Source organism: Pelagibius sp. (genome assembly GCF_965249265.1).
GTDB lineage: Bacteria > Pseudomonadota > Alphaproteobacteria > Kiloniellales > Kiloniellaceae > Pelagibius.
The window spans coordinates 1,012,856-1,032,809 of sequence record NZ_OZ252224.1; the positions used below are offsets into that span (position 1 = coordinate 1,012,856).

At 64.2% G+C, this 19,954-nt stretch carries 18 protein-coding genes; 3 read left to right on the forward strand and 15 right to left on the reverse strand.

Annotation, left to right across the window (positions count from 1 at the left end; translation table 11 throughout):
- The first annotated feature begins 104 nt into the window (after positions 1–104).
- Together ACP146_RS04900 and ACP146_RS04905 are read left to right on the forward strand one after the other, a co-directional pair.
- Positions 105–812 carry a Crp/Fnr family transcriptional regulator gene (locus ACP146_RS04900; RefSeq protein WP_422365643.1) on the forward strand — a complete coding sequence of 236 codons (708 nt, stop codon included), beginning with the start codon at positions 105–107 and terminating at the stop codon, positions 810–812.
- On the forward strand, positions 809–1,384 hold the full coding sequence (locus ACP146_RS04905; RefSeq protein ID WP_422365644.1) for a DUF4202 domain-containing protein: 576 nt from the start codon (positions 809–811) through the stop codon (positions 1,382–1,384). Before ACP146_RS04900 ends, ACP146_RS04905 begins: the two co-directional genes overlap by 4 nt.
- 7 nt (positions 1,385–1,391) lie before the next feature.
- Here the strand turns inward: ACP146_RS04905 and ACP146_RS04910 are convergent, their stop codons facing one another.
- The 15 genes from ACP146_RS04910 to ACP146_RS04980 form a co-directional block, all read right to left on the reverse strand.
- On the reverse strand, positions 1,392–1,652 hold the full coding sequence (locus tag ACP146_RS04910) for a hypothetical protein (protein ID WP_422365645.1): 261 nt from the start codon (positions 1,650–1,652) through the stop codon (positions 1,392–1,394).
- Positions 1,653–1,657: 5 nt separating this feature from the next.
- Positions 1,658–2,215: a cytochrome c oxidase subunit 3 gene (locus ACP146_RS04915; protein WP_422365646.1), complete on the reverse strand. Its 558-nt coding sequence runs from the start codon at positions 2,213–2,215 to the stop codon at positions 1,658–1,660.
- On the reverse strand, positions 2,212–4,155 hold the full coding sequence (locus ACP146_RS04920) for a nitric oxide reductase activation protein NorD (protein WP_422365647.1): 1,944 nt from the start codon (positions 4,153–4,155) through the stop codon (positions 2,212–2,214). Before ACP146_RS04920 ends, ACP146_RS04915 begins: the two co-directional genes overlap by 4 nt.
- A 9-nt stretch (positions 4,156–4,164) precedes the next feature.
- Positions 4,165–4,968, reverse strand: a complete 804-nt coding sequence (locus ACP146_RS04925; RefSeq protein WP_422365648.1) for a CbbQ/NirQ/NorQ/GpvN family protein — start codon at positions 4,966–4,968, stop codon at positions 4,165–4,167.
- A gap of 5 nt (positions 4,969–4,973) precedes the next feature.
- The gene (locus tag ACP146_RS04930) at positions 4,974–6,344 is read right to left on the reverse strand and encodes a cbb3-type cytochrome c oxidase subunit I (RefSeq protein WP_422365649.1); all 1,371 of its coding nucleotides are present in this window, start codon (positions 6,342–6,344) and stop codon (positions 4,974–4,976) included.
- Positions 6,345–6,357: 13 nt separating this feature from the next.
- On the reverse strand, positions 6,358–6,810 hold the full coding sequence (locus ACP146_RS04935; RefSeq protein ID WP_422365650.1) for a c-type cytochrome: 453 nt from the start codon (positions 6,808–6,810) through the stop codon (positions 6,358–6,360).
- A gap of 113 nt (positions 6,811–6,923) precedes the next feature.
- Positions 6,924–7,307, reverse strand: coding sequence for a c-type cytochrome (locus ACP146_RS04940; RefSeq protein WP_422365651.1), 384 nt, complete (start codon positions 7,305–7,307; stop codon positions 6,924–6,926).
- A 28-nt stretch (positions 7,308–7,335) separates the two neighbouring features.
- Positions 7,336–8,271, reverse strand: coding sequence for an FAD:protein FMN transferase (locus ACP146_RS04945; RefSeq protein ID WP_422365652.1), 936 nt, complete (start codon positions 8,269–8,271; stop codon positions 7,336–7,338).
- Positions 8,268–8,780, reverse strand: a complete 513-nt coding sequence (locus ACP146_RS04950; protein ID WP_422365653.1) for a nitrous oxide reductase accessory protein NosL — start codon at positions 8,778–8,780, stop codon at positions 8,268–8,270. Before ACP146_RS04950 ends, ACP146_RS04945 begins: the two co-directional genes overlap by 4 nt.
- Positions 8,777–9,601, reverse strand: coding sequence for an ABC transporter permease (locus tag ACP146_RS04955; protein WP_422365654.1), 825 nt, complete (start codon positions 9,599–9,601; stop codon positions 8,777–8,779). The genes ACP146_RS04950 and ACP146_RS04955 overlap by 4 nt, the downstream gene beginning before the upstream one ends.
- The gene (locus ACP146_RS04960) at positions 9,598–10,500 is read right to left on the reverse strand and encodes an ABC transporter ATP-binding protein (RefSeq protein WP_422365655.1); all 903 of its coding nucleotides are present in this window, start codon (positions 10,498–10,500) and stop codon (positions 9,598–9,600) included. The genes ACP146_RS04955 and ACP146_RS04960 overlap by 4 nt, the downstream gene beginning before the upstream one ends.
- Entirely contained in the window at positions 10,490–11,752 is a 1,263-nt protein-coding gene (locus ACP146_RS04965; protein ID WP_422365656.1) for a nitrous oxide reductase family maturation protein NosD, read from the reverse strand. The genes ACP146_RS04960 and ACP146_RS04965 overlap by 11 nt, the downstream gene beginning before the upstream one ends.
- Before the next feature lie 4 nt (positions 11,753–11,756).
- Positions 11,757–13,688 (reverse strand): TAT-dependent nitrous-oxide reductase, encoded by a 1,932-nt coding sequence (gene nosZ, locus ACP146_RS04970; RefSeq protein WP_422365657.1) that lies wholly within the window; start codon positions 13,686–13,688, stop codon positions 11,757–11,759.
- Positions 13,681–15,876, reverse strand: coding sequence for a 4Fe-4S binding protein (locus ACP146_RS04975; protein ID WP_422365658.1), 2,196 nt, complete (start codon positions 15,874–15,876; stop codon positions 13,681–13,683). Before ACP146_RS04975 ends, nosZ begins: the two co-directional genes overlap by 8 nt.
- 76 nt (positions 15,877–15,952) lie before the next feature.
- Positions 15,953–18,031: a 4Fe-4S binding protein gene (locus tag ACP146_RS04980; RefSeq protein ID WP_422365659.1), complete on the reverse strand. Its 2,079-nt coding sequence runs from the start codon at positions 18,029–18,031 to the stop codon at positions 15,953–15,955.
- A gap of 131 nt (positions 18,032–18,162) precedes the next feature.
- Here ACP146_RS04980 and ACP146_RS04985 point away from each other — a divergent pair, with 131 nt between their 5' ends.
- Positions 18,163–19,917: a cytochrome D1 domain-containing protein gene (locus ACP146_RS04985; RefSeq protein ID WP_422365660.1), complete on the forward strand. Its 1,755-nt coding sequence runs from the start codon at positions 18,163–18,165 to the stop codon at positions 19,915–19,917.
- The last annotated feature ends 37 nt before the right edge of the window (positions 19,918–19,954 follow it).

A 19,954-nucleotide genomic window follows, 5' to 3' on the forward strand; every position in this document is an offset into this window, starting at 1 on the left:
CAATGATGGTTCGTCTGTTACCCTTTAGTTTCCGCTCCAAATACAGTCGGGGCCAAACATAACTGGGGTTAAGTACAACGGGGCCAAGCACAGCGGGGAAGGTCATGCATCCGAACGAGGACTGGCGGATTGCCAAGGAATCCGTGTTGTTGGCGAGTGTGCCCGAGGACCTGGTCGAGACCATCCTGTCTCATACGGAGACCCGATCCTTCGATCGCGGCACCACGATATTTCTTCAGGGCGAGCCAGCGGACAGCGTCTACATCGTGCTGGAAGGCTGGGTCAAGCTGTTCCGGATCTCGCAAAACGGTGCCGAGGCCGTCGTCGGTGTCTTCACCAAGGGCCGCAGCTTCGGTGAGGCCGCGGCTTTCCGCAACGACGTTTATCCCGTAGCGGCCGAGGCGGTTACTGACTGCCGGGTGATGCCGGTGCGTGCCGGCCTCATCCTCGGGTTGATGAAATCCCGCCCGGAACTCTGCACGGCGATCCTGGCATCGACCTTCAAGCACCTTCATGCCCTGGTTTCCCAGGTCGAGCAGTTGAAGGCCCACACCGGCGCCCAGCGTGTCGCAGAGTTCCTGCTTGAACTCTGTCCGATCACCGAGGGCGCCTGCGCTGTTACGCTGCCTTATGACAAGGTGCTGATCGCCGGCCGGCTTGGCATGAAACCCGAAAGCCTGTCGCGGTCTTTCGCCCGGCTAAAGGAGGTCGGCGTCAAGATCAGCCAGAACCATGCGATGGTTTCCAATGTCGAGGCTTTGCGCCACTACGCCGAAGAGGATCGCGCCATGGCCTGGAGCCGGGCTCAATGAGCGATCGCCTTGCCGGTATCACCGCCGCCATAGACAAGGCCAATGCTGAAGACCCGACCCTGGAAAACGACGGGGCGGAAGAGCGGCCCGCCGCCCTGCTCTATGGCCAGCGCATGTCGGCGGAGCTGGACCGCATTTGTCCGCAGGCCTCCGAGCTGTTGAAGATTGCCGCGCGGGGCCAGCATATCGAGCGCTGGAAGATGCCGCGCAATTCCTATCCGGAAGGCCGCAAAGCCTATCTCGCCTGGCGCAGAGACCAGGCGGTGTTCCACGGCAGGCGGGTGTCCGAGCTAATGGCCGAGGCCGGTTACACTGCGGAGGAGGGCGCAAGGGTTGCCCAGATGCTGCGCAAGCAGGGGATCAAGCGCGATGCCGAGGTGCAGATGCTGGAGGACGTCATCTGTCTCGTTTTCCTCCGCTGGTACTTTACCGACTTCGCCGCGGACCGCGCGCCGGATCAGGTCTTCAACATTGTTTCCAAGACGGCCCGCAAGATGTCGGAGGCCGGCCGGGCGCGGGTTGCCGCCGAATTCGATCTACCCAAGGAACTGGTTCCGGCCCTGTCGGATTAGCCGCCGGTCAGGCGAAGGGCATGAGGTAGAGGCCTAAAAGGCCGAGCATGTAGAGACCCAACACCAGGCCAAAGCCGGCGTTCCAGTAGGGTGTTGCGGCGAGCCCCAGGTAACGTGACAGAATCAGGCGCATCTTCAGATAGGCCAGGGCGAGTATCAGAATCCCGACCATTGGAGCATAAGTCTCCAACCACTGCGCAGCAAAGGTGCTGACGAGGCTGAAGGCGAGAAGCCAGGCCCAGGCGCGCCAGAGGTTGTCACGGATCATCTGCATCACCTTAGGAGATAGATCACCGGGAACAGCAGGATCCAGACGAGATCGACCATGTGCCAGAAGGCTGTCCCGCTTTCGAGGTTTCGCGGGCTGTCGCGCCAGGCGATGAGGGCCAGGATGATGATCCCGGCGACGACGTGTGCGGCGTGGAAGCCCGTCAGCAGATAGTAGAAGGTGAAGAAGGGGTGGGTCTCGGTGCCGATGCCGGCGGAGACCTTCGCCTCGTACTCAACCGCCTTCACCCAGAGAAACAGGCCGCCGAGAAGGCCCGCCGCACCCAGCCACAACCTTGCCGCCAGGCGCCGTTCAGCAAGGCGCAGGCGCGATGCCAGAGCCGCGCAGAGGCCGCTTGTCACCAGCACCGCCGTGTTGATGCCGCCGGCGGTTCGGTCGAGCAGATCCTGTGCTTCGGCAAAGCCCACAACGTCGGTGGTTCTCACCGCAAGGAAGGCGACGATACCGGCGCCAAAGACCAGCAGTTCGCTGACGATCAGCACCCAGATCATCAGGTCGCCGGGCAGCTCGGCGAGGCGGCTCTCTGGGGCCGGGGCGCTCATCCCCCGACGAGGTGGCGGTAGATGTCCGGCAGGGCCGCTGACAGCCGGTCGGGATCGGCGATGACGGCATAGCCGCCGCGCCCGAAAATGCGGGCGAACCAGGACTTTCCCTTGGCATCGATGGTGACGCCGAAGACCGACTGCCCGGTGCGGCGCGCCTCGCGGATCGCCATGCGACTGTCCTCGATGCCATGGCGTCCCTCGTAATGGTCGAGATCGTTGGGCTTACCGTCAGTGATCACCAGCAACAGGCGGCGTTGGTGGCTCTGCCGCGCGAGATCGGTAGAGACATGGCGTATCGCGGCACCGAGGCGCGTATAGAACCCGGGGCGCAGACCGGCGATGCGGGCTTCGACTTCCGTGGACATCGCTTCATCGAAACCCTTGCAGCGCAGCAGGTAAACACGTTCCCGGCGCAGCGAGGAAAAGGCGTTGATGGCACAGTCGTCACCACAGGCGGAGAGGCCCCAGGCGAATGCGGTCAGGGCCTCGCGCTCGATATCGATGACAGCGCGCCCGGTCACGGCGCTCTCGGTTGAGCGGGACACGTCCAGCAGGATGGAGACCGCCAGGTCGCGCGCTTCCTGGCGGGTAGCACGCCAGATGCGGTTCGATCCGCGCCCGGTGGCGAGCAGGTCGATGCGGGAGCGTACGGTCGCTTCGAGGTCAAGGTCATCGCCATCGGGCTGCGCGGGCAGCACGACGCGCCGGGGTCTCAGGGCCTCGAACTGACGCTTCACCGCGCGGATGCGCCGCCGCGCCGCGGAATCGGCCGCAAAGCTAGCCGGTGTTTCGGCGGGCTCGGCATCGCTGGCGAGAACGCAGCAATGATCCGGCAGGTACCGGCCGCTGCGCACATCCCATTCCGGATAGAGGTGACGGCCGGAGAGCCGCTCGCGATTGACGTCTTCCGGCGCGAGATCGAGGTGCAGCTTCAGCCGGGTGGCCGGTGCCTTGGAGATCTGGCCGAGCGCGATTTCCTCCTGGTCGTCCAAGGCCTTCTTCGCGCCTTCGGGATCGTCGTCGTCCACCTTGCGGTTGAGGTTCAGGAACTCGGCCCAGGAGAGTATGGCCTCGAAGCGGTGCAGGATGAGGCTGTCGCGACGCTCCGCGTTGTCGGACTCCTGGCGTCGCGCACGGCGGAGTTTGTTGTCGTCTTCCTCGGCGCTGCCGCCGGACTCGGGCGTATCGACGTCCGCCGCGAGACTGTGGAGCAACGGCCTCAGGTCCGGCCACAGCGGGACCGGCATGAAGGGCCGGTAACCGCGCGGGGCGGAGATGTTGCCGAGATCGAAATCGGGGGCGGCGGTCTGGGCGAGCAGGTGATCAGTCTCTGCCGTGTCAGGCGCCTCGCCGCCCAGGAGGGAGTGAACGGCGCCTTCCATGGCGGCCTCCCATCGCGGCAGACCCTGGCGTTGCCGCGTGGCCCGGCAGGCGGCGGCAAGGCCGTCGTAGAGCGCCCGCAGTCCGGGGCAATCTGCCAGTGTCGCATCAATCATGTATCGGGCGGCCGCCAAAGCCCGTAGATCGGCGCGCAGCGGGTCCTCTTCGATGACCGGCGCCGGGGCGTGAGCGACGGCGGCGGCCAGCCAGAAGTACAGCGAGGCATTGACCGAGCGTTGTGGGAAGTGCGCAATGCGCGCCGGCAGGCGCAGCACGTCACCGTCGAAGGAGCTCCGCGCGAGCTTTTCCTCGACCGTCGCAAGACGCTGCCGCCAGGACAGACGGTGCCGGCTGGTTTCCAGAGTGACCGGCCGGATTTCCACCGAGCGTTCGCCGCCCAGGCCCCGGAAAAACACCGCTAGGCGGCCCCGAACCTCCTCCAGATCGACGGCGGCCTCTTCATGGTCCTGCGGGTTTTCCAGGCGGCTGGCGATGCTGTGCCACAGCTTACCGACGGTTTCTTCCGGCTCCCAGGGTTCGAAGGCCTTGGCCGACATGGCGGAGGCCTAGCCGAAAACGGCGGTGACGAGATCGAGGAGGCCCGCCTTCACGTCTTCGTCGTCGGTCAGCGGCTCGATCATGGCGGCCAGAACCGCACGCTCCACCGGCATTTCCTGCCGGATCAGGGTGGCGCAATAGACCAGCAGCCGGGTCGACACCCCTTCTTCAAGATCCTGGCCCTTGAGGGCGCGCAGCTTTCCGGCGAGGCGCACCAAGGGCTTGACCCGATCCAGCGGGAGACCGCTCTCGGCGGCGACGATCTCGGCTTCCTGGGCGGGACCGGGAAAGTCGAACTCGATGGCCAGGAAGCGCTGACGCGTCGAAGGTTTCAGTGTCTTCAGGATGTTCTGGTAGCCGGGATTGTAGGAGGCAACGAGCATGAAACCCTTTGCTGCCTCCAGCTCCTCGCCGGTGCGGTCGATGGGCAGGATGCGCCGGTCGTCGGTCAGGGGATGCAGCACCACCGTCACGTCCTTACGGGCCTCGACCACCTCGTCGAGATAACAGATCGCCCCTTCACGAACCGCGCGGGTCAGGGGGCCGTCGACCCAGACGGTCTCGCCGCCCTTCAGCAGGTAGCGGCCGATCAGATCGGCGGCGGAAAGGTCGTCGTGGCAGGCGACTGTATAGAGCGGCCGTCCGAGCCGGGCCGCCATATGGGCGACAAAACGGGTTTTGCCGCAGCCGGTCGGGCCCTTCAGCAGCAGCGGCAGGCCGTTTGTCTGGGCGGCGGCAAAAACGTCGCACTCGTCACCCTGGGGAAAGTAGAAGGGGACTTGCGCCCCCTCCAGTACTTGCGCTGGGCCCACGGTTTTCACTCCGCCGGGACCGAGCGGGTCGGCCCGGGTTCGATGATCTCCTTTCGCGGCGCCAGGACGGCGTAGATGAACAGCACGGCGCCGAGAACGACGGCCACACCGGAGCCGAAGCGCATCATGTAGAAGATGGCGACCTGGTCCTGCACGTCCATGAAGTTCTCGCCCAGGACCCTCTGCAGGTGGGTTTGGATAACGCCGGCAAAGGTCAGCACGAAGGTCATGAAGGTCATGCCGCCGGCCATCAGCCAGAAAGAGGCCATGTTGAGAACCTGGTTGTAGGGATCGCGGTTCCTGAGGATCGGGAAGGCGTAGGTGAAGATCGCCAGGTTCAGGCAGACATAGGCCCCGAAGAAGGCGAGGTGGCCGTGCGCCGCGGTGATCTGGGTGCCGTGGGTGAAGTAGTTGATGGTATGCAGCGTGTGCATGAAGCCCCAGACACCAGCGCCGAAGAAGGCCAGGGTTGCACAGCCGAGCGACCACAGCAGCGCGGCTTTGTTCGGATGATCGCGCCGTCCCTTCCAGACCATCACAAAGGCAAAGGCCATCATGCCGAAGAAGGGAATGACTTCCAGGGACGAGAAGATCGATCCGATCCACTGCCAGTAGCCGGGCGTGCCGATCCAATAGTAGTGGTGGCCGGTGCCGAGGATGCCGGTGATCAGCGAGGTGGCGACGATCAGATAGAGCCACTTCTCGACGATCTCACGATCGACGCCGGTCAGTTTCAGCATCAGGAAGGCGAGGATCGAGGCCATGATCAGTTCCCAGACGCCCTCGACCCAGAGATGGACGACGTACCACCAGTACTGTTTGTCGAGACTGAGGTTTTCCGGGTTGTAGAAGGCGAAGAGGAACAGCAGCGCCAGGCCCCAGAGCCCGATCAGCAGGACATTGGCGATGGCCGTCTTGCGGCCTTTCAGCACCGTCAGGGTGATGTTGTAGAGGAAGATCAGCGCCGCCACGACGATGCCGATCTTCACCCAGAGCGGCTGTTCCAGAAACTCGCGCCCCTCCTGGCCGAGCAGAATGTTGCCTTCAAAGAGGTTGAAGACATAGGTCACCACCACGCCCAATGTGCCGATGACCAGAATGGCGAGCTGCAGGTAGGCCAGCATCGGTGAGTGGATTTCCCGCTCCGCTTCTTCGGGAATCAGGAAATAGGCCGCCCCCATGAAGCCGAGAATCAGCCAGACGATCAGGCTGTTGGTGTGCAGCATGCGCACGATGTTGAAGGGCAGCAACTCACTCAGCGCATTGGGCGCCACGTAGATCCAGCCGGCCAGCAGGCCACCGCTGACCTGGATCGCAAAGAGCGCCATGGCGACGATGAAATAGATCTGAGCGATCTTCTGTGTCTGATACTTCATCTTCAGGCCCTCCTCAGCCCGCGTCGTTCGGCGGCCAGTCCTGGGTCCGGATCTTGTTGGTCCAGAGCAGGAACTCGGTGAGGTCGCGGATTTCTTTGTCTGTCAGGTTGAAATTCGGCATCTGACGGCGGCCTTCGATGCCGCTGGGCTGAGACTCCATCCAGGCCTTCATCACCTCAAAGGCGGCTTCCGGGTCGTCGTCGACGCCCCAACGGGTCATCACGTTGCCGACCTCTGGTGCGAAGTAGGCCCCTTCACCCAGGATGGTGTGACAGTTGACGCAGGCCTTGCGTTCCCAGATCCGTTTGCCTGCCGCCACGCTCTCCGTCAGGCCCGCCTTATCGGTGGATACATTCACAATGTAGATGTGACTGTGAATCGACAGGCCGACGAAGATGACGATGAAGAACAGCGACCCGCCGTAAAAGACGTTCCGGGCCATGGATTTCGTCATAACTTCGCGCATCGCGCTCTCCTACCAGGAGTCGTTTCCGGTAGGCGGCAGAATGGCCCTGAAGGCGCAGCGAGGCCTTAACGAAAGTCAAGCAATGACCGCGCCGCGCGGTGGGGTTTTGCGGTTCAGGGGTAATCCTTCAGATAGGCGATGACGTCGGCGCGGTCCTTCTCTTTGCGCAGTCCGGCGAAGCTCATCTTGGTGCCGGGAATGTAGTCTTTCGGTTTGGCCAGGTAGGCGTCCAACTCGGCCTCGCCCCAGGTCAGGCCCTCGGCCTTCTTTTCGAGAAAGGCCTTGGAGTACTTGAAACCTTCCACCGAGGCGATCTCGGCATCGATGATACCGTTCAGCAAGGGGCCGACCTTGTTCTTCGCCTTCTCGCCCACGGCATGGCAGGCTTTGCATTTCCTGAAGACTTTTTCGCCTTTCGCCGGGTCCCCTTCGGCGAATGCCGGGCTTGCGATGCAGACGGCGAGTCCCGCCAGGATAAGGCTTCTGAAGACAGTCATACTGTTTCCCCCTTTTGGGTTGTTTTGGTCATAGAAGAGCTTCGAGGCTGACATCCGGATACCCGGCGAGCGCAGCCGTGATGGCCGGACGGTCCATCAGGCAAAAAGCGGTGGAAAGGCCGTCGGCCAGGGCGGCGCGCTCCGCCGCAAGCGACACCAGGCGCCATTGTCCGCCGGGCTCGCCGCTGCGCGGATCGAGGATGTGGCCGACCCGGCCGCCGGGATCCAGCAGGGTGCCCAGCGGCGCCGAGGTGGCCAGCGCGCGTTCGGCAAGCTGTACCTGCCGTACGATTTCACCTTCCGGCGTGGCGATACCGGCGCGCCAGGGTCCGCCGTCCGGGCGCCTGCCGAGCGCTGCGATCTCGCCCATGTCGATCAGCAGGTCGCGCAGCCCGCGGCGGCGCAGCAGTGCCGCGACCCGGTCGGCGATGAAACCCTGGGCGATACCGTTGAAGGTCAGAGCCATGCCCTTGCGGGAGAAAGAAACCTCTGCGGCGTCATAATGCAGCTGGTTCCAGCCGCAGCGTGACCGGGCCTCGGCGAGCGTTGCTGCCTCGGGAACTTCTCCTCTGGCGGCGCTAAGGGCGTGCACCTGCCAAAGCGGCTGGATCGTCGGGTCGAAGGCTCCGCCGGTCACTTGGTGAAGGCTTTGCGAAAGGCCGAGCAGTTCCAGCATCTCGGCGGGCGGGGAGGCGAGCCTTCCGGCCCCGTTCAGGCGGCGTAGGGCAGAGCCCGGGCGATGCAGGCTGAAGATCTGCTCCAGGCGGCTCACTTCGGCCCCGACCGCAGCAAAGATTTCATGGGCGGTTTGATCGGTCATACCGACCAGGGTCATGGAGGCAGCGGCGCCCAGCGCCTGTCCACGCCACCGCGCCACCGGTGGCTGAGCCCAGGCCGATCCCGGCAGAGCCGCCGCGGCGGCGGATATGGTGAGGAAACGCCGCCGGTTCAGCCCGGGTTTCATTGTGTCTCCTCCCCCGGCAGATCGAAGTCGGCGGCGCCCAGAACGGCTTCGGCCGGAATTTCCTCCAAGGCCATGACGCTGCCGCCATGACGGGCTGCGAAGGCCTCGGCGGCGATTGTGGAACCGAAGGGCGCGACTTCCGGCGCCCCCATACCGCCGGTGACATCGGCGCCGACAACGAAAGCCGCAGTCTCGGCGTCGACCCAGTTGGCGGGGCCGGGTTCCTCCCAGCTTACGGCCTGCGCCATGTCGCTGACATAGACGGCGGTAACCGGCGCCTCGCGCTCGGGGCTGCGCAGATAGGCGAGAGCGTCGCGCACCTGGGCGAAGAAAATCGGCTGATCAAAGCCCTCCAGATGGATCTGCGCTTTCGGGCCGCCATGATCGGCGATCCACATCTGACAGAAATAGCTGAGAGCGGTGTCGGTGAGCGGAACCGGATCCGGCGCCACCGCGACCTCGTCGTTGCAGGCCGCCAGAAGCAGCAGGCTAAGCAGGGCGCGTTTCATGGTTCGATCCTTCCAAAGGTGATCCGCGCGAGGCCGAGTGCTGCCAGCGGCCAGAGGATGAGCGCAGCCGGTGCCGCCCAGGCAGGCAGAGCGCTCGCCGCGCCGTTCATACCGGTCGCCAGTGCCACCCCTTCGGCGGCGGCGACATTCCACAGCCGAAAGGCATCGGCAGGGTTGATGGTCAGCAGCCAGGGAAAAATTGTGCGGGTAAAGCTGCCGCCATCATCGAGGACCACGGCGCCCAGCAGACCGAGATCATAGAGGACGACAAAGATCAGCCAGAGGCCGGCGGCCAGTCCCGCCGCGCCGGTGCTACTGCCGGCCAGGGCGGAGAGGGCATAGCCGAGGGCGATGAAGGCGGCGCCGAGCAGGATCGAGGTGCCGATCAGGCGCGCGAGCGCCATCAGGCTCTCGGCACCGGCCCCACCGGCAAGTGCCGCCGCGGCGCCCGCCGCGCCGAAACCGATCGTCACCGCGAAGGCCAGAACGCCGAGCTGCGCGGCGAACTTGCCGAGCAGAAGCTCTCCTCGGGAAACCGGGTATGTCAGCAGCAGCGCCAGCCCGCCACGCTCCGCTTCGCCGGCAATGGCGTCAAAGGCCATCAAGAGCGCCAGAAGCGGCGTCAGGTAGACCGAGAGGGTGGTCATCGAGGCGACGGAAACGGTGAGCAGATCGACACCCAGCGAACCGGTCGGGGCTGCTCCGGCGAAGGTGAGCGCCAGGGCGAAAAGGATCATGATTCCGGTTGCCATGAAGACCCAGCGGTTACGCCGGGCGATGGCGAACTCGGCGGCGGCCACGGCCAGACTGCGCGATATCATCGGCGATCCTCCCCGGAGTAATGGCGATAAAGATCTTCCAGGCTCGGCGGTGCCATCTCGACATCGGCCACCAATCCGCCCAGCCCGGCGATCCTCGCCAACTGGCTCATCTTTTCTTCCGGCCGGCAGTGAAGCTCGACAGCGGTGCCGTTCACCCGCAGGCCGCCAAGGCGGTTCTGGATTTCCGCGGCGCCGTCCTGACGCGCGGTCAGCCGCAAGCGGATCGGCAGGCCGGCCTTGGATCTCAGCCGGTCCAGGGTGTCGTCGGCGACCAGGCGGCCCTGGCGCAGGATGGCGATGCGGTCGGTCCGCGCCTCAACCTCGGTCAGGGTGTGAGAGGCGATCAATACCGCCGCCCCGCGGGCCGCAATCTCGTCGATGATGGCATAGAGGTCATGACGCGAGATCGGGTCGAGCCCGCTGGTCGGCTCGTCGAGCAGGGCGACGCGCGGCGATCCCAGCAGGACCTGGGCGAGGCCGAGCCGCTGGCGCATGCCCTTCGACCAAGTGCCGATGCGCCGCCCGGCCGCTTCGCCGAGGCCGACCCGTTCCAGCAGCGGCTCGACGCAGCTTGGCGATTCTCCGGCCAGACGGGCGAAGAGACGCAGTTGCTCGCGGCCGCTCAGCAGTTTGTGAAAGGCGACGGCTTCGGGCAGATAGGCGGAGGCCTTGCGTGCCGCCGCCGAGCCCGGCTGTGCGCCGTCCAGGGTGATGCTTCCGGCGGTCAGCCCCGTCAGGCCCAACACCAGTTTCATCAGGGTCGTTTTGCCGGCGCCGTTGTGACCCAGCAGGGCGACGCGCTCACCCGGCTTCACGGTGAGGTCGATGCCCTTCAGGGTTTCGGTCTTGCCATAGCGTTTGGCAACGCTGTCGAGGGTGAGGGCGGGATTATCGGTCATTTTCGATCTCCCAATCCGGAACCGGGATTTCGACCGGCCGCATCAGCGGGTTGCTGTCGATCACGCCACCGGGCAGCAGGGCTGGGAAAGCGGATTGGGCCCAGCGCACAAGCTGCACCGCGGGGGCGCCGAGCAGCAGTTTGGCCGCCGGCTGCGTCCAGAGAATATGGTCCATGTGATCGTTCGGCCGATAGGGCGCATCGGCGATGCCGTCACCGTCGACGTCGTAGGCGGCCAGGTCGCTCCAATGGTTGCCGCGACCGTCATCCGACCACTCCAGCCAGCGCGAGCCGACATACTTCACCTGGGTGCGGTTGCCGATGAAGGCGTTATCGGTCAGGGCATTGCGCTCCGAGCCTGCGGTGAAGTGAATACCGATCCTGCAGCGCTCGAAGCGGTTGCCTTCGATGCGATTCTTATGGGCGTTGTAAAGGAAGGCGCAGCGATTCTCGCCGCCGCGCACGAGGTTGCCGGAGACCAAGGAACTATTGGCATAGTTCAGCATGATGCCGTGCTCGCGGTCGTCGAGAGAGATGTTGCCGGTGACGCGCAGGCGCTTGGAAAACATGACGGCGTAGCCCAGATCGTTGCCGACCGAGAGGTTGCCGGAGACTTCGCTGTCGTCGGCATACATGTAATGCACCGCGAAACGCAGTTCGCGGAAACGGTTGTTCCGAAACACATTCTTCCGCGATGTGTTGACGAAGATGCCGTCCCGGCCCCAGCGGATGTCGTTGCTTTCGACCACGGCGCCCGGCGCATTCCAGACGTAAACGCCGTTGCCCCGCTGGTTCACTCGGTGGTCGCGGCGGCCGTCGATGACGTTGCCGGCAACCCTGGCGTCGCGGGCGCCGTGGATGTCGACGCCGTAGAGGTTGCCCAGTAGTCTGTTGCCCTCGACCACCGCATTCCGGGCCTTCTTGCCGAGAGAGACTCCTGCATCGATGGTCTCATGAGAGGAGCCCGAGCCGACGATGGTCAGGCCGCGCAGGACAACATCCGGGGCGGCGACGGTGATGACGCTGCCTTCGCCTCCGCCGTCGATGGTCGCGGCGCCGCCGCCCTCCAGCGTTAGCGGCTGTTTGATGACAATGGGCCCCTGGTGACGGCCCGGTGCGAGATGCAGGACGTCCCCCGACGCCGCCTCCCGAACCGCGGCCGCCAGGGCCCCGGGCTCAGCCGGCACGTCCCGCTGCGCCGCCGCGGCGGCGGGCATCAGCAGAATGGCGAGCATGAGCCCGAGGCGCAGCATGCGGTCAGACCCCCCTCGGCTCGACCAGCATGCGGCCGCGCATCTCCATATGGAGTGCGTGACAGAACCACTGACAGTAGTACCAATGGACCCCAGGGCGTTCGGCGACGAAGGTTACCGAGGCCGTTGCCAGCGGTCCCACCTCCATGGCGACGCCGAAGTTCGATAGACAGAAGCCATGGGTCAGATCGTCGATGTCGTCCAGGTTGGTGACGTAGATCGTCACCTCGTCGCCCTGCTTCACCGTGAACTTCTCCATGCTGAAGACGGGGGCGACAGAAGTCATGTAGACCCGTACCTTGTTGCCGTCGCGGATCGGTTCCTCAGCGCCGTCCTCCAGGTTGACGCCATCGGCTTCGGCCTGTTTGACCGCGTCGGCGAACATGGGGTCATCGCGCTTCCAGACGATTTCCGGATTCAGCTTGGAGCGATGCACCAGCACGCTGTCATGGGGTTCGGCGAAGGTCGGGCCGTCGTGGACGACCTTCATTTCATCGCTGGAGATATCGATGAGCTGCTCGTTCTCCGGCTTCAGCGGGCCGACGTTCAGGAAACGGTCCTTGGAGAACTTGTTCATCGAGATCAGCCACTTGCCGTCGGCCTCTGCCGTTTCGCCCATGGAGGTCGAGTTATGGCCGGGCTGGTAGTGGACATCGACCTTGGAGATGATCGGGTCGACGTCGCTGCCGGCGTAGACCTGGATCGCCTTGTCGATGTTCCACTTCACCACCTGGCTGTCGAGGAACAGCGTGGTGAAGGCATTGCCCTTGCCATCGAAGGCGGTGTGCAGAGGGCCGAGACCCAGTTGCGGCTCGGCCACGATGCAGGAGCGCGGATCGGCATCTTCCTCAAAGAGGGCGTCCACCTTTGTGACGTCGATGACCGAGACAGTGGGCGACAGCTTGCCGTTGATCACCACATGGCGCTTGTCGGGCGCCGTATTGCAGCCATGCGGGCTGTTGGGGATCGGCACATAGCGGGTGTACTTCGACCCCTTGCGCCCGTCGAGCACCGGCACGCCGTGCAGCATTTGAACATCGCCGGCTTTCACGCCTTCTTCGATGCGCTTGATGTTGAAGATCACCACATGGTCGGTTTCGCTGGCTGTCATCTCGGCCAGATTCATGCCCATTTCCGAGTTGTAGCTGGTCGAGAATGCGTACTTGCCCTGATAGTCGGCGTCGCAGTTATCGAGGTTGCCGCTGACGATCACCTGCCAGGCGACCTTCATTTCATCGCCGTCGATGGCGCTGAAGATGTTCACGTACTCCTCGGGCTTGTCGAGGATCATGCCGTCGTTGATCAGCGGCGCCTCGTGCTCGCCGTTGGCGAAGACATAGCCGGTGCGCGGGAACTTCTGCGGGCGCAGGCCATGAATGTCCTTGGCGTTGGGAATTTCGATGATCTTGTCGCATTTCATGACATCGCAGCGCACCCGGGCGACCCGGGTGTTGGCCTTGTCGTTCATGAAGATGTAGCGGCCGTCGTAAGTGCCGTCGGTGAAGGACATGTGTGGGTGATGCAGGTCGCCGTTGTCGTAGGTGACCTTGCCCTGGGCCTTGAGGTAGGTCTTGGTTTCCGGCAGCAGCCCCTCGGTCAGGACCTTCAGCGACTCGTTGGTCTGGCCCCAGCCCGTTGCCGAGCAGCGGTTGAAGACCGGCACCCGCATCAGCTCGCGCATCGACGGCACGCCGAGGATACGCATCTCGCCGGATTGGCCGGAGGACCAAAAGCCGTAGTACTCATCGAGTTCGCCCGGCTCCAGGGCGAAGGCGCCGCTGGCGGCCTGGGCTGGGCGGCTGGCAGTAAGAGCCGAGCCGCCCGCGGTCGCCGAAGCCAGGAGGGCGCCGCCGGCCGAGGCTCCAAGGAGATCGCGCCGGGTGATGGCCCAGGGATTGGCCGAGGGATTGGCCTGGGGATTGGACTTATCAGACATAGCTTTTCTCCTTCTGAGAGGCTGGGGCATTGGAAGGTGGGGCGGCGAGTTTGCCGTCCTGAAGTTTGGGGGCGGCCTTCATCCGCTCGGCGGCGGTGGCAAGGCGCTTCATCTGGCGGGCGACCACCGGGCAGCGCTCCTGCGACTGATAGAGCATCTGGCAGTGCAGGCAGTTGACGCATTCGTTGGGATTGATTTCGCCGGTCGGATGAATGGCCTGAACGGGGCACTCGCTCGCGCAGGTTTTGCAGGGGCGCCCGCACTCGTGGTAGCGCTTCAGCCAGTCGAACATTCGCATTCTCGCCGGGATCGCCAGCGCCGCCCCCAGCGCGCAGAGATAGCGGCAGTAGAAGCGCTCAATGAAGAGTCCGGCGACCAGCAGGGCAACGGCGAAGATCACGAAGGGCCATTCGCGAACGAACTTCAGGATGATGGCGGTCTTGAAGGGTTCGACCTCGGCATAGGTCTCCGCCAGCGGGATCGAAGCCAGCGAGATGCCGAAGAGGCCGAAGAAGAGCATGTACTTGATCGGCCAGAGCCGTTCGTGCAGGCCCCAGGGGAGTTCCCACTGCGGGACGCGAAGGGCTCGCGCGATTTTGTTGGTCAGTTCCTGCAGCGCGCCGAAGGGGCAGAGCCAGCCGCAGTAGGCGCCGCGGCCCCAGAACACCAGCGCTGCGGCGACGGAGAACCAGAGAATGAAAACCAGAGGGTCGAGCAGGAAGGCATCCCAGGTGAAGTTGGTCCTGAGCGCCCCGGCCAGAGCCATCAGGTTGACCACCGAAAGCTGCGCGTTGGCGTACCAGCCGAGGAAGACCAGGGTCACTGTCAGGTAGCCCATGCGGAACCAGAAAAGGCCGCGTTCATTGACCGTTGCCTGACGTTGGAAGAAGAATAGGCCGGTGAGGACCACCAGCATGATGCTGAGCCCGGCGATCTCGATCTTGCGCTCGCGCCAGATGCGCTGCCAGAGGGCTGCCTTTGCGGCGGCCTCTTCACCGGCACTGTCGACCACCGGGGCGAGGGGCAGAAGGTAGCGCTCCGGCAGGCGGTAGCCGAGATCGAAGGTAAGAAAAGTCTTCTCGACCGGTCCGACTGCGCGCTGCGCCAGGAGTTGCAGGCGCCAGGGAGCGGCCGGATCGAAGTCGGCATCGGCGGGGATCTTGAAGAGATCCAGTTCGTCGAAGGAAGGGGCGCCCGCTGCCGCGACCTCGCCGAGGCGCCGGTGCTGGCGGTCGAAGAAGCGCACCGAACGATCGCCTTGAATCAGTTGAATGCGGTCGAATATCCCGCCGCGGACATAACCGGAGCCCTTGAAGGAGTAGCGTCCGCGCCCGGCGACCAGAATGGCGTGCTCACCTTCCTGCAGCCAGTTGACCAGATTGGCGTACTCCGCTTCGCCGAGCAGACTGAGCCCGATGGAGGGCACGCTGACGAGCGCGGCTTTCATGTCGATGAAGGTGTCGGTATCGGGGCCTTTCTCGGGGCGGGCCGCGGCCCTGTCATCGCCGGAAGCGGCGAAGGCGGCGTTGATCTGGCCGACGTCGATCGCCAGGCTGCGCAGGGAGCCGTCACCGGCCAGGGTAGTCCAGTCTTCGTGCCGCTGCAGTTCTGGGTTGAGCGCCCGCTGCGGCCCCCTGGCTTCCGGGGCAAGGCCGCCGAGGCCCAGGGTCCGCGCAACCTTAAGCCCACCGCGCACCACCGAATCGTCGATCACCATGATGGTGACGGTGGCGCCGGAGATGATGTCGAGATCGTGGGCAGAGCCGCCCGCCGCCGCTTCCGCCTTTAAATCGAGACCGGCATAGCTTTCGGTGAGTTCGCGGACCTCGGCTTCCGGAATGCCGATGAGGACGATGGGTTCGGAATGTTCGACCAGTTGGACGCCGGTCAGAACGGCGTCCGGCGAGATCGCCGCAACCACATGGATCGGTTTGCCGGAATAGCCGGTGGTGCCGACGAAATCCGACGTCAGGAAGGCCCAGGCAAGAGTCTCGCCGTCTTTCAGGACCGGGGCGACGGGAATATCCTCGCGCAGCGCCCCGAACCCGGTGGCACCGGGAACCAGCGCCGATGCCTCAAGTTCGGCAATCAAACGCGGCAGTTCCGCCTGCGCCGAAACAACCGCAGGTTCGGCGAAAAAGCCGGCGGCGAGGGCGAAAAGGGCGGTCAGGCATGCACCGAGGCGCATGGGGGGCTTCCTCCATAGCGGAGGACGGAGTCTGCAGGCTTTTGAGCCTGTCCACCTTGACTATGGTCAAGCTCTCTTATCCCGGCGTCGGGGCTTCGGTTGCCTGCTTGCGCCGGCTGCTGCGGCGCTTCAGCACCGGACAGGTGGCATCGTCGTGGAAGATCATCTGGCAGCGCAGGCAGAGCACGCATTCATTGGGGTTTATCCGGCCAATGGGATCGATGGCCCCTACCGTGCACTGCTGCTCGCAGAGCCGGCATTCGCGTCCGCACTGGGGCCGGCGGCGCAGCCAGTCAAACAGCTTCAATTTGGCCGGAATCGCTAAGGCGGCCCCCAGCGGACAAAGATAACGGCAGTAAAAGCGCTCAATGAACAGTCCCGCGATGAGGATAAGCGCGACGAAAACAACGAAGGGCCAGGCCCGCAGGAAGTACATCGACATGGCGGTCTTGAAGGGTTCCGCCTCGGCCAGGATCAGGGCCTGCTCCATGGAGTAGAAGGACAGGCCGAGAATCGCCACGAAGAGCGTGTATTTGATGACCCAGAGCCGCTCCTGGATCACAAAGGGCACTTCGATCTGGGCGATGCGCAGACGCTGCGCGATCTCGTTGGTCAATTCCTGCAGTGCGCCGAAGGGGCAGAGCCAACCGCAATAAACGCCGCGCCCCCAGAACAGCAGACCGAGAGCGACGAAGCCCCAGAGGATGAAGACCACCGGCTCGATCAGGAACGTCTCCCAGCGGAAGCCGCTGAGCAGGGAATGCAGGAAGGCCACGACGTGGACGACAGAAAGCTGACCGCCGGCGATCCAGCCCAGCCAGACGAGGGTAACCGTCAGGAAGGCGATACGGCCCCAGCGCCACAGGTGGGCGCGCCGAACGAAGGATTCCTGGAAGAACAGGATGCCCGCCAGGACGGCGAGCATCAGGCCAACCCCGGCAATCTCGGCCCGTTTGCGCTGCCAGGCCGAAATCCACAGCGGCGCGGCCTCCGGCAGGTCTGCGGCCTGCTGGCGGAAACCCGGGGGCAGCAGGTAGGGCAGCGAGGTTACCATGGAGATGCTGCCCGTCGCGGTTTCGCGCTCGGCGGTGACTTCCAGTGTAAAAGGCGCCGTCGGGTCGAAGACTTCGGTGGAAAGCCGGAACAGACTCATCTCTTTGAAGTCCGGCGCTTCCGGCAGAGCAAGCTTGTCGATGCGCCTGTAGTCCTCGGCGCGGAAGAAATAGGTCTCGTTGCCTTGCCGCAGCGCGATCCGGTCGAAGACGCCGCTGCGCCGCCAGGCCGTTCCGCGGTGGGATTGCAGGCCCTTTGAGGCGACGAAGAGAGCGACCTCGTCGGGCCCCAAAGCGGCCATGGCGCGGGTGTATCCCTGCTGACCGAGGAGATTGCGGCCGATGGTCGGGGGATCAAGCACCGCGACACGGAGGTCGATGAAGGCGCCGCCGCCCGATGGTATGGGGGTGCTTGCGCCGGCCAGCGCCTCCCTTGCCTGGTCCAGCGTCACTTCAGTTCCGGCAACGGCCTTTTCCGCTGTCAGGCCCGCCCAGGTTATCGGTGCAAAGCTTTGCCGGTCGATCCCCGTAGCACCGCTGCTTTGAAGACGCCGGCCCAGGATGACGCTTCTTACGGTGCGCAGAATGGCGTCGCGGATCACGCCGGTGGAAACGGTGGCCCGGGCGATGACATCCGGCAGAACACTCTCTGTATCGCTGCCGTGATGCAGCTCCGTCAGATCGACACCGGCGAAGCCATCGACATAGCGTGCGATGTCGGCGGTCGAAATTCCAAGAGTGAGGATCGGTTCGTTGTGCCGGATCAGTTCCGCGCCGGCGATCCGCCCGTCGGGCGTGACCGCGACGAGGATGTCGATGGGGCGCCCCGAGTATCCGACGGAGCGGGAGATTTCCCAGGTCGACGCGAGGTAGCCTATAGGCTTCCCGGAAGCTTCCACCGACCAGTCGGGAAGCGGCGTTTCCTGGCGCCTTAGCCGTAATGGCGCGTTGCTGTTCAGCAGGCGGGCGGCAATGGCCTGGTCGGGAACGGCCGCCTCAAAACTGCGGTCCAGAAAGGACCCCCCCGCTGCCAGTACATTGCCCGCCGACGTTGAAAGCAGGGCGGTCAAGATGACGGCAGCGAAGGTTCCAATGAGCCGCATGATGTGCCCCGGTTTTCGATGATCGAAACCTGCGGCTGCTGACCTTCCGTTGCCTTAACGAAAGTCAAGGAAGGCCCGGGGGACGGGGCGCATCCTCGCGCTGGCCCCACCCGTGCAATGGAGAGATCGTCATGCACAGCCTCCGCGGTATTAGAAAACTTGCGCTCCTCACTTCCGTTGTCCTGCCTATGGCCATCGCCGCCAACGGCGCCCTGGCACAGGACAAGCCGAACGCCCATGGCGACGGCCCTGCGGCGGCTTACAATCCCAGCCTGACAACCCTCGGCCAGATCGATGTCGAGATTCCCGGACGCAAGCCCGGCGATCCCGTAATCTCGCCAGAGGAATTCCAGGCCGCCAGCAAGATGTACTTCGAACGCTGTGCCGGCTGTCACGGCGTGTTGCGCAAGGGCGCCACCGGCAAGCCGCTGACCACCGACATTACGCGCGAGAACGGCTACGAGTATCTGCGCGACTTCATCACCTACGGATCGCCGGCGGGCATGCCGAACTGGGGTACCTCCGGTGAAATGACCGAAGAGCAGGTCGACCTCATGTCGCGGTACCTGCTGATCGAGCCGCCGTCGCCGCCGGAATTCGGCATGGCGGAAATGCGGGAGACCTGGAAGGTTCTGGTTGCGCCGGAGGATCGGCCGACCAAGAAGATGAACGACATCGATATCGACAATCTGTTCTCGGTAACCCTGCGGGATTCCGGTCAGGTGGCTCTGATCGACGGGGCGTCCTACGAGATCCACGCGATTATCGAGACCGGTTATGCGGTGCATATCTCGCGGATCTCCGCTTCGGGGCGCTACATCTACGTCATCGGCCGCGATGCGTTGATCAACATGATCGACCTTTGGATGGAAACGCCGGCAACCGTCGCCCAGATCAAGGTCGGCGCCGAGGCACGCTCGGTCGAGACGTCCAAGATGAAAGGCTGGGAAGACAAGTACGCCATCGCCGGCAGCTATTGGCCGCCGCAGTACGTGATTATGGACGGCGGTACCCTTGAGCCTCAGAAAATCGTCTCGACCCGGGGCATGGTTTACGACACCCAGGAGTTCCATCCGGAGCCCCGCGTTGCCGCCATCGTCGCCTCTCACTACCGTCCCGAGTTCATCGTGAACGTGAAGGAGACCGGCAAGATCCTGCTGGTCGACTATTCCGACATCAAGAACCTGAAGGTCACGGAGATCGAGGCCGAACGGTTCCTGCATGATGGCGGATTCGACTCCACCAAGCGCTACTTCCTCACCGCCGCCAACGCGCGCGGCAAGATCGCCGTGATCGACACCAAGGAGGGTTCGCTGACGGCGCTTTTGGAGAGCGGTGGCGAAACCCCTCATCCCGGCCGCGGGGCGAACCTGAACCACCCGGTATATGGACCGGTCTGGGCAACCTCCCACCTCGGCGACGAGACGGTCGCGCTGATCGGCACAGACCCGGAAGGCAATCCCGACCATGCCTGGAAGATGGTGCAGCAGCTCTATGCGCTGGGTGGCGGCTCGCTGTTCGTTAAGTCGCATCCGACCTCCAATCATCTCTATGTCGATACGCCATTGAACCCGGAAGCCGAGATCTCCGCTTCGATTGCCGTGTTCAAAGTCGATGAGCTGGATCAGGAGGAGCCGGAGTACACGATCCTGCCGATCGGCGAGTGGGCCGGCATCGCCGAGGGCCAGCCGCGCGTCGTGCAGGGTGAATTCAACAAAGAAGGCGACGAGATCTGGTTCTCGGTCTGGAACGGCCGTGAGCTTGAATCGGCAATCGTGATCGTCGACGACAAGACCCTGAAGATGAAGCACGTCATCAAGGACCCGCGTCTGGTCACGCCGACCGGCAAGTTCAACGTCTTCAACACCCGTCAGGACGTTTACTGACGGGAAAGAGGGAAGGGCGGCCGGCTTGGGGCCGCCC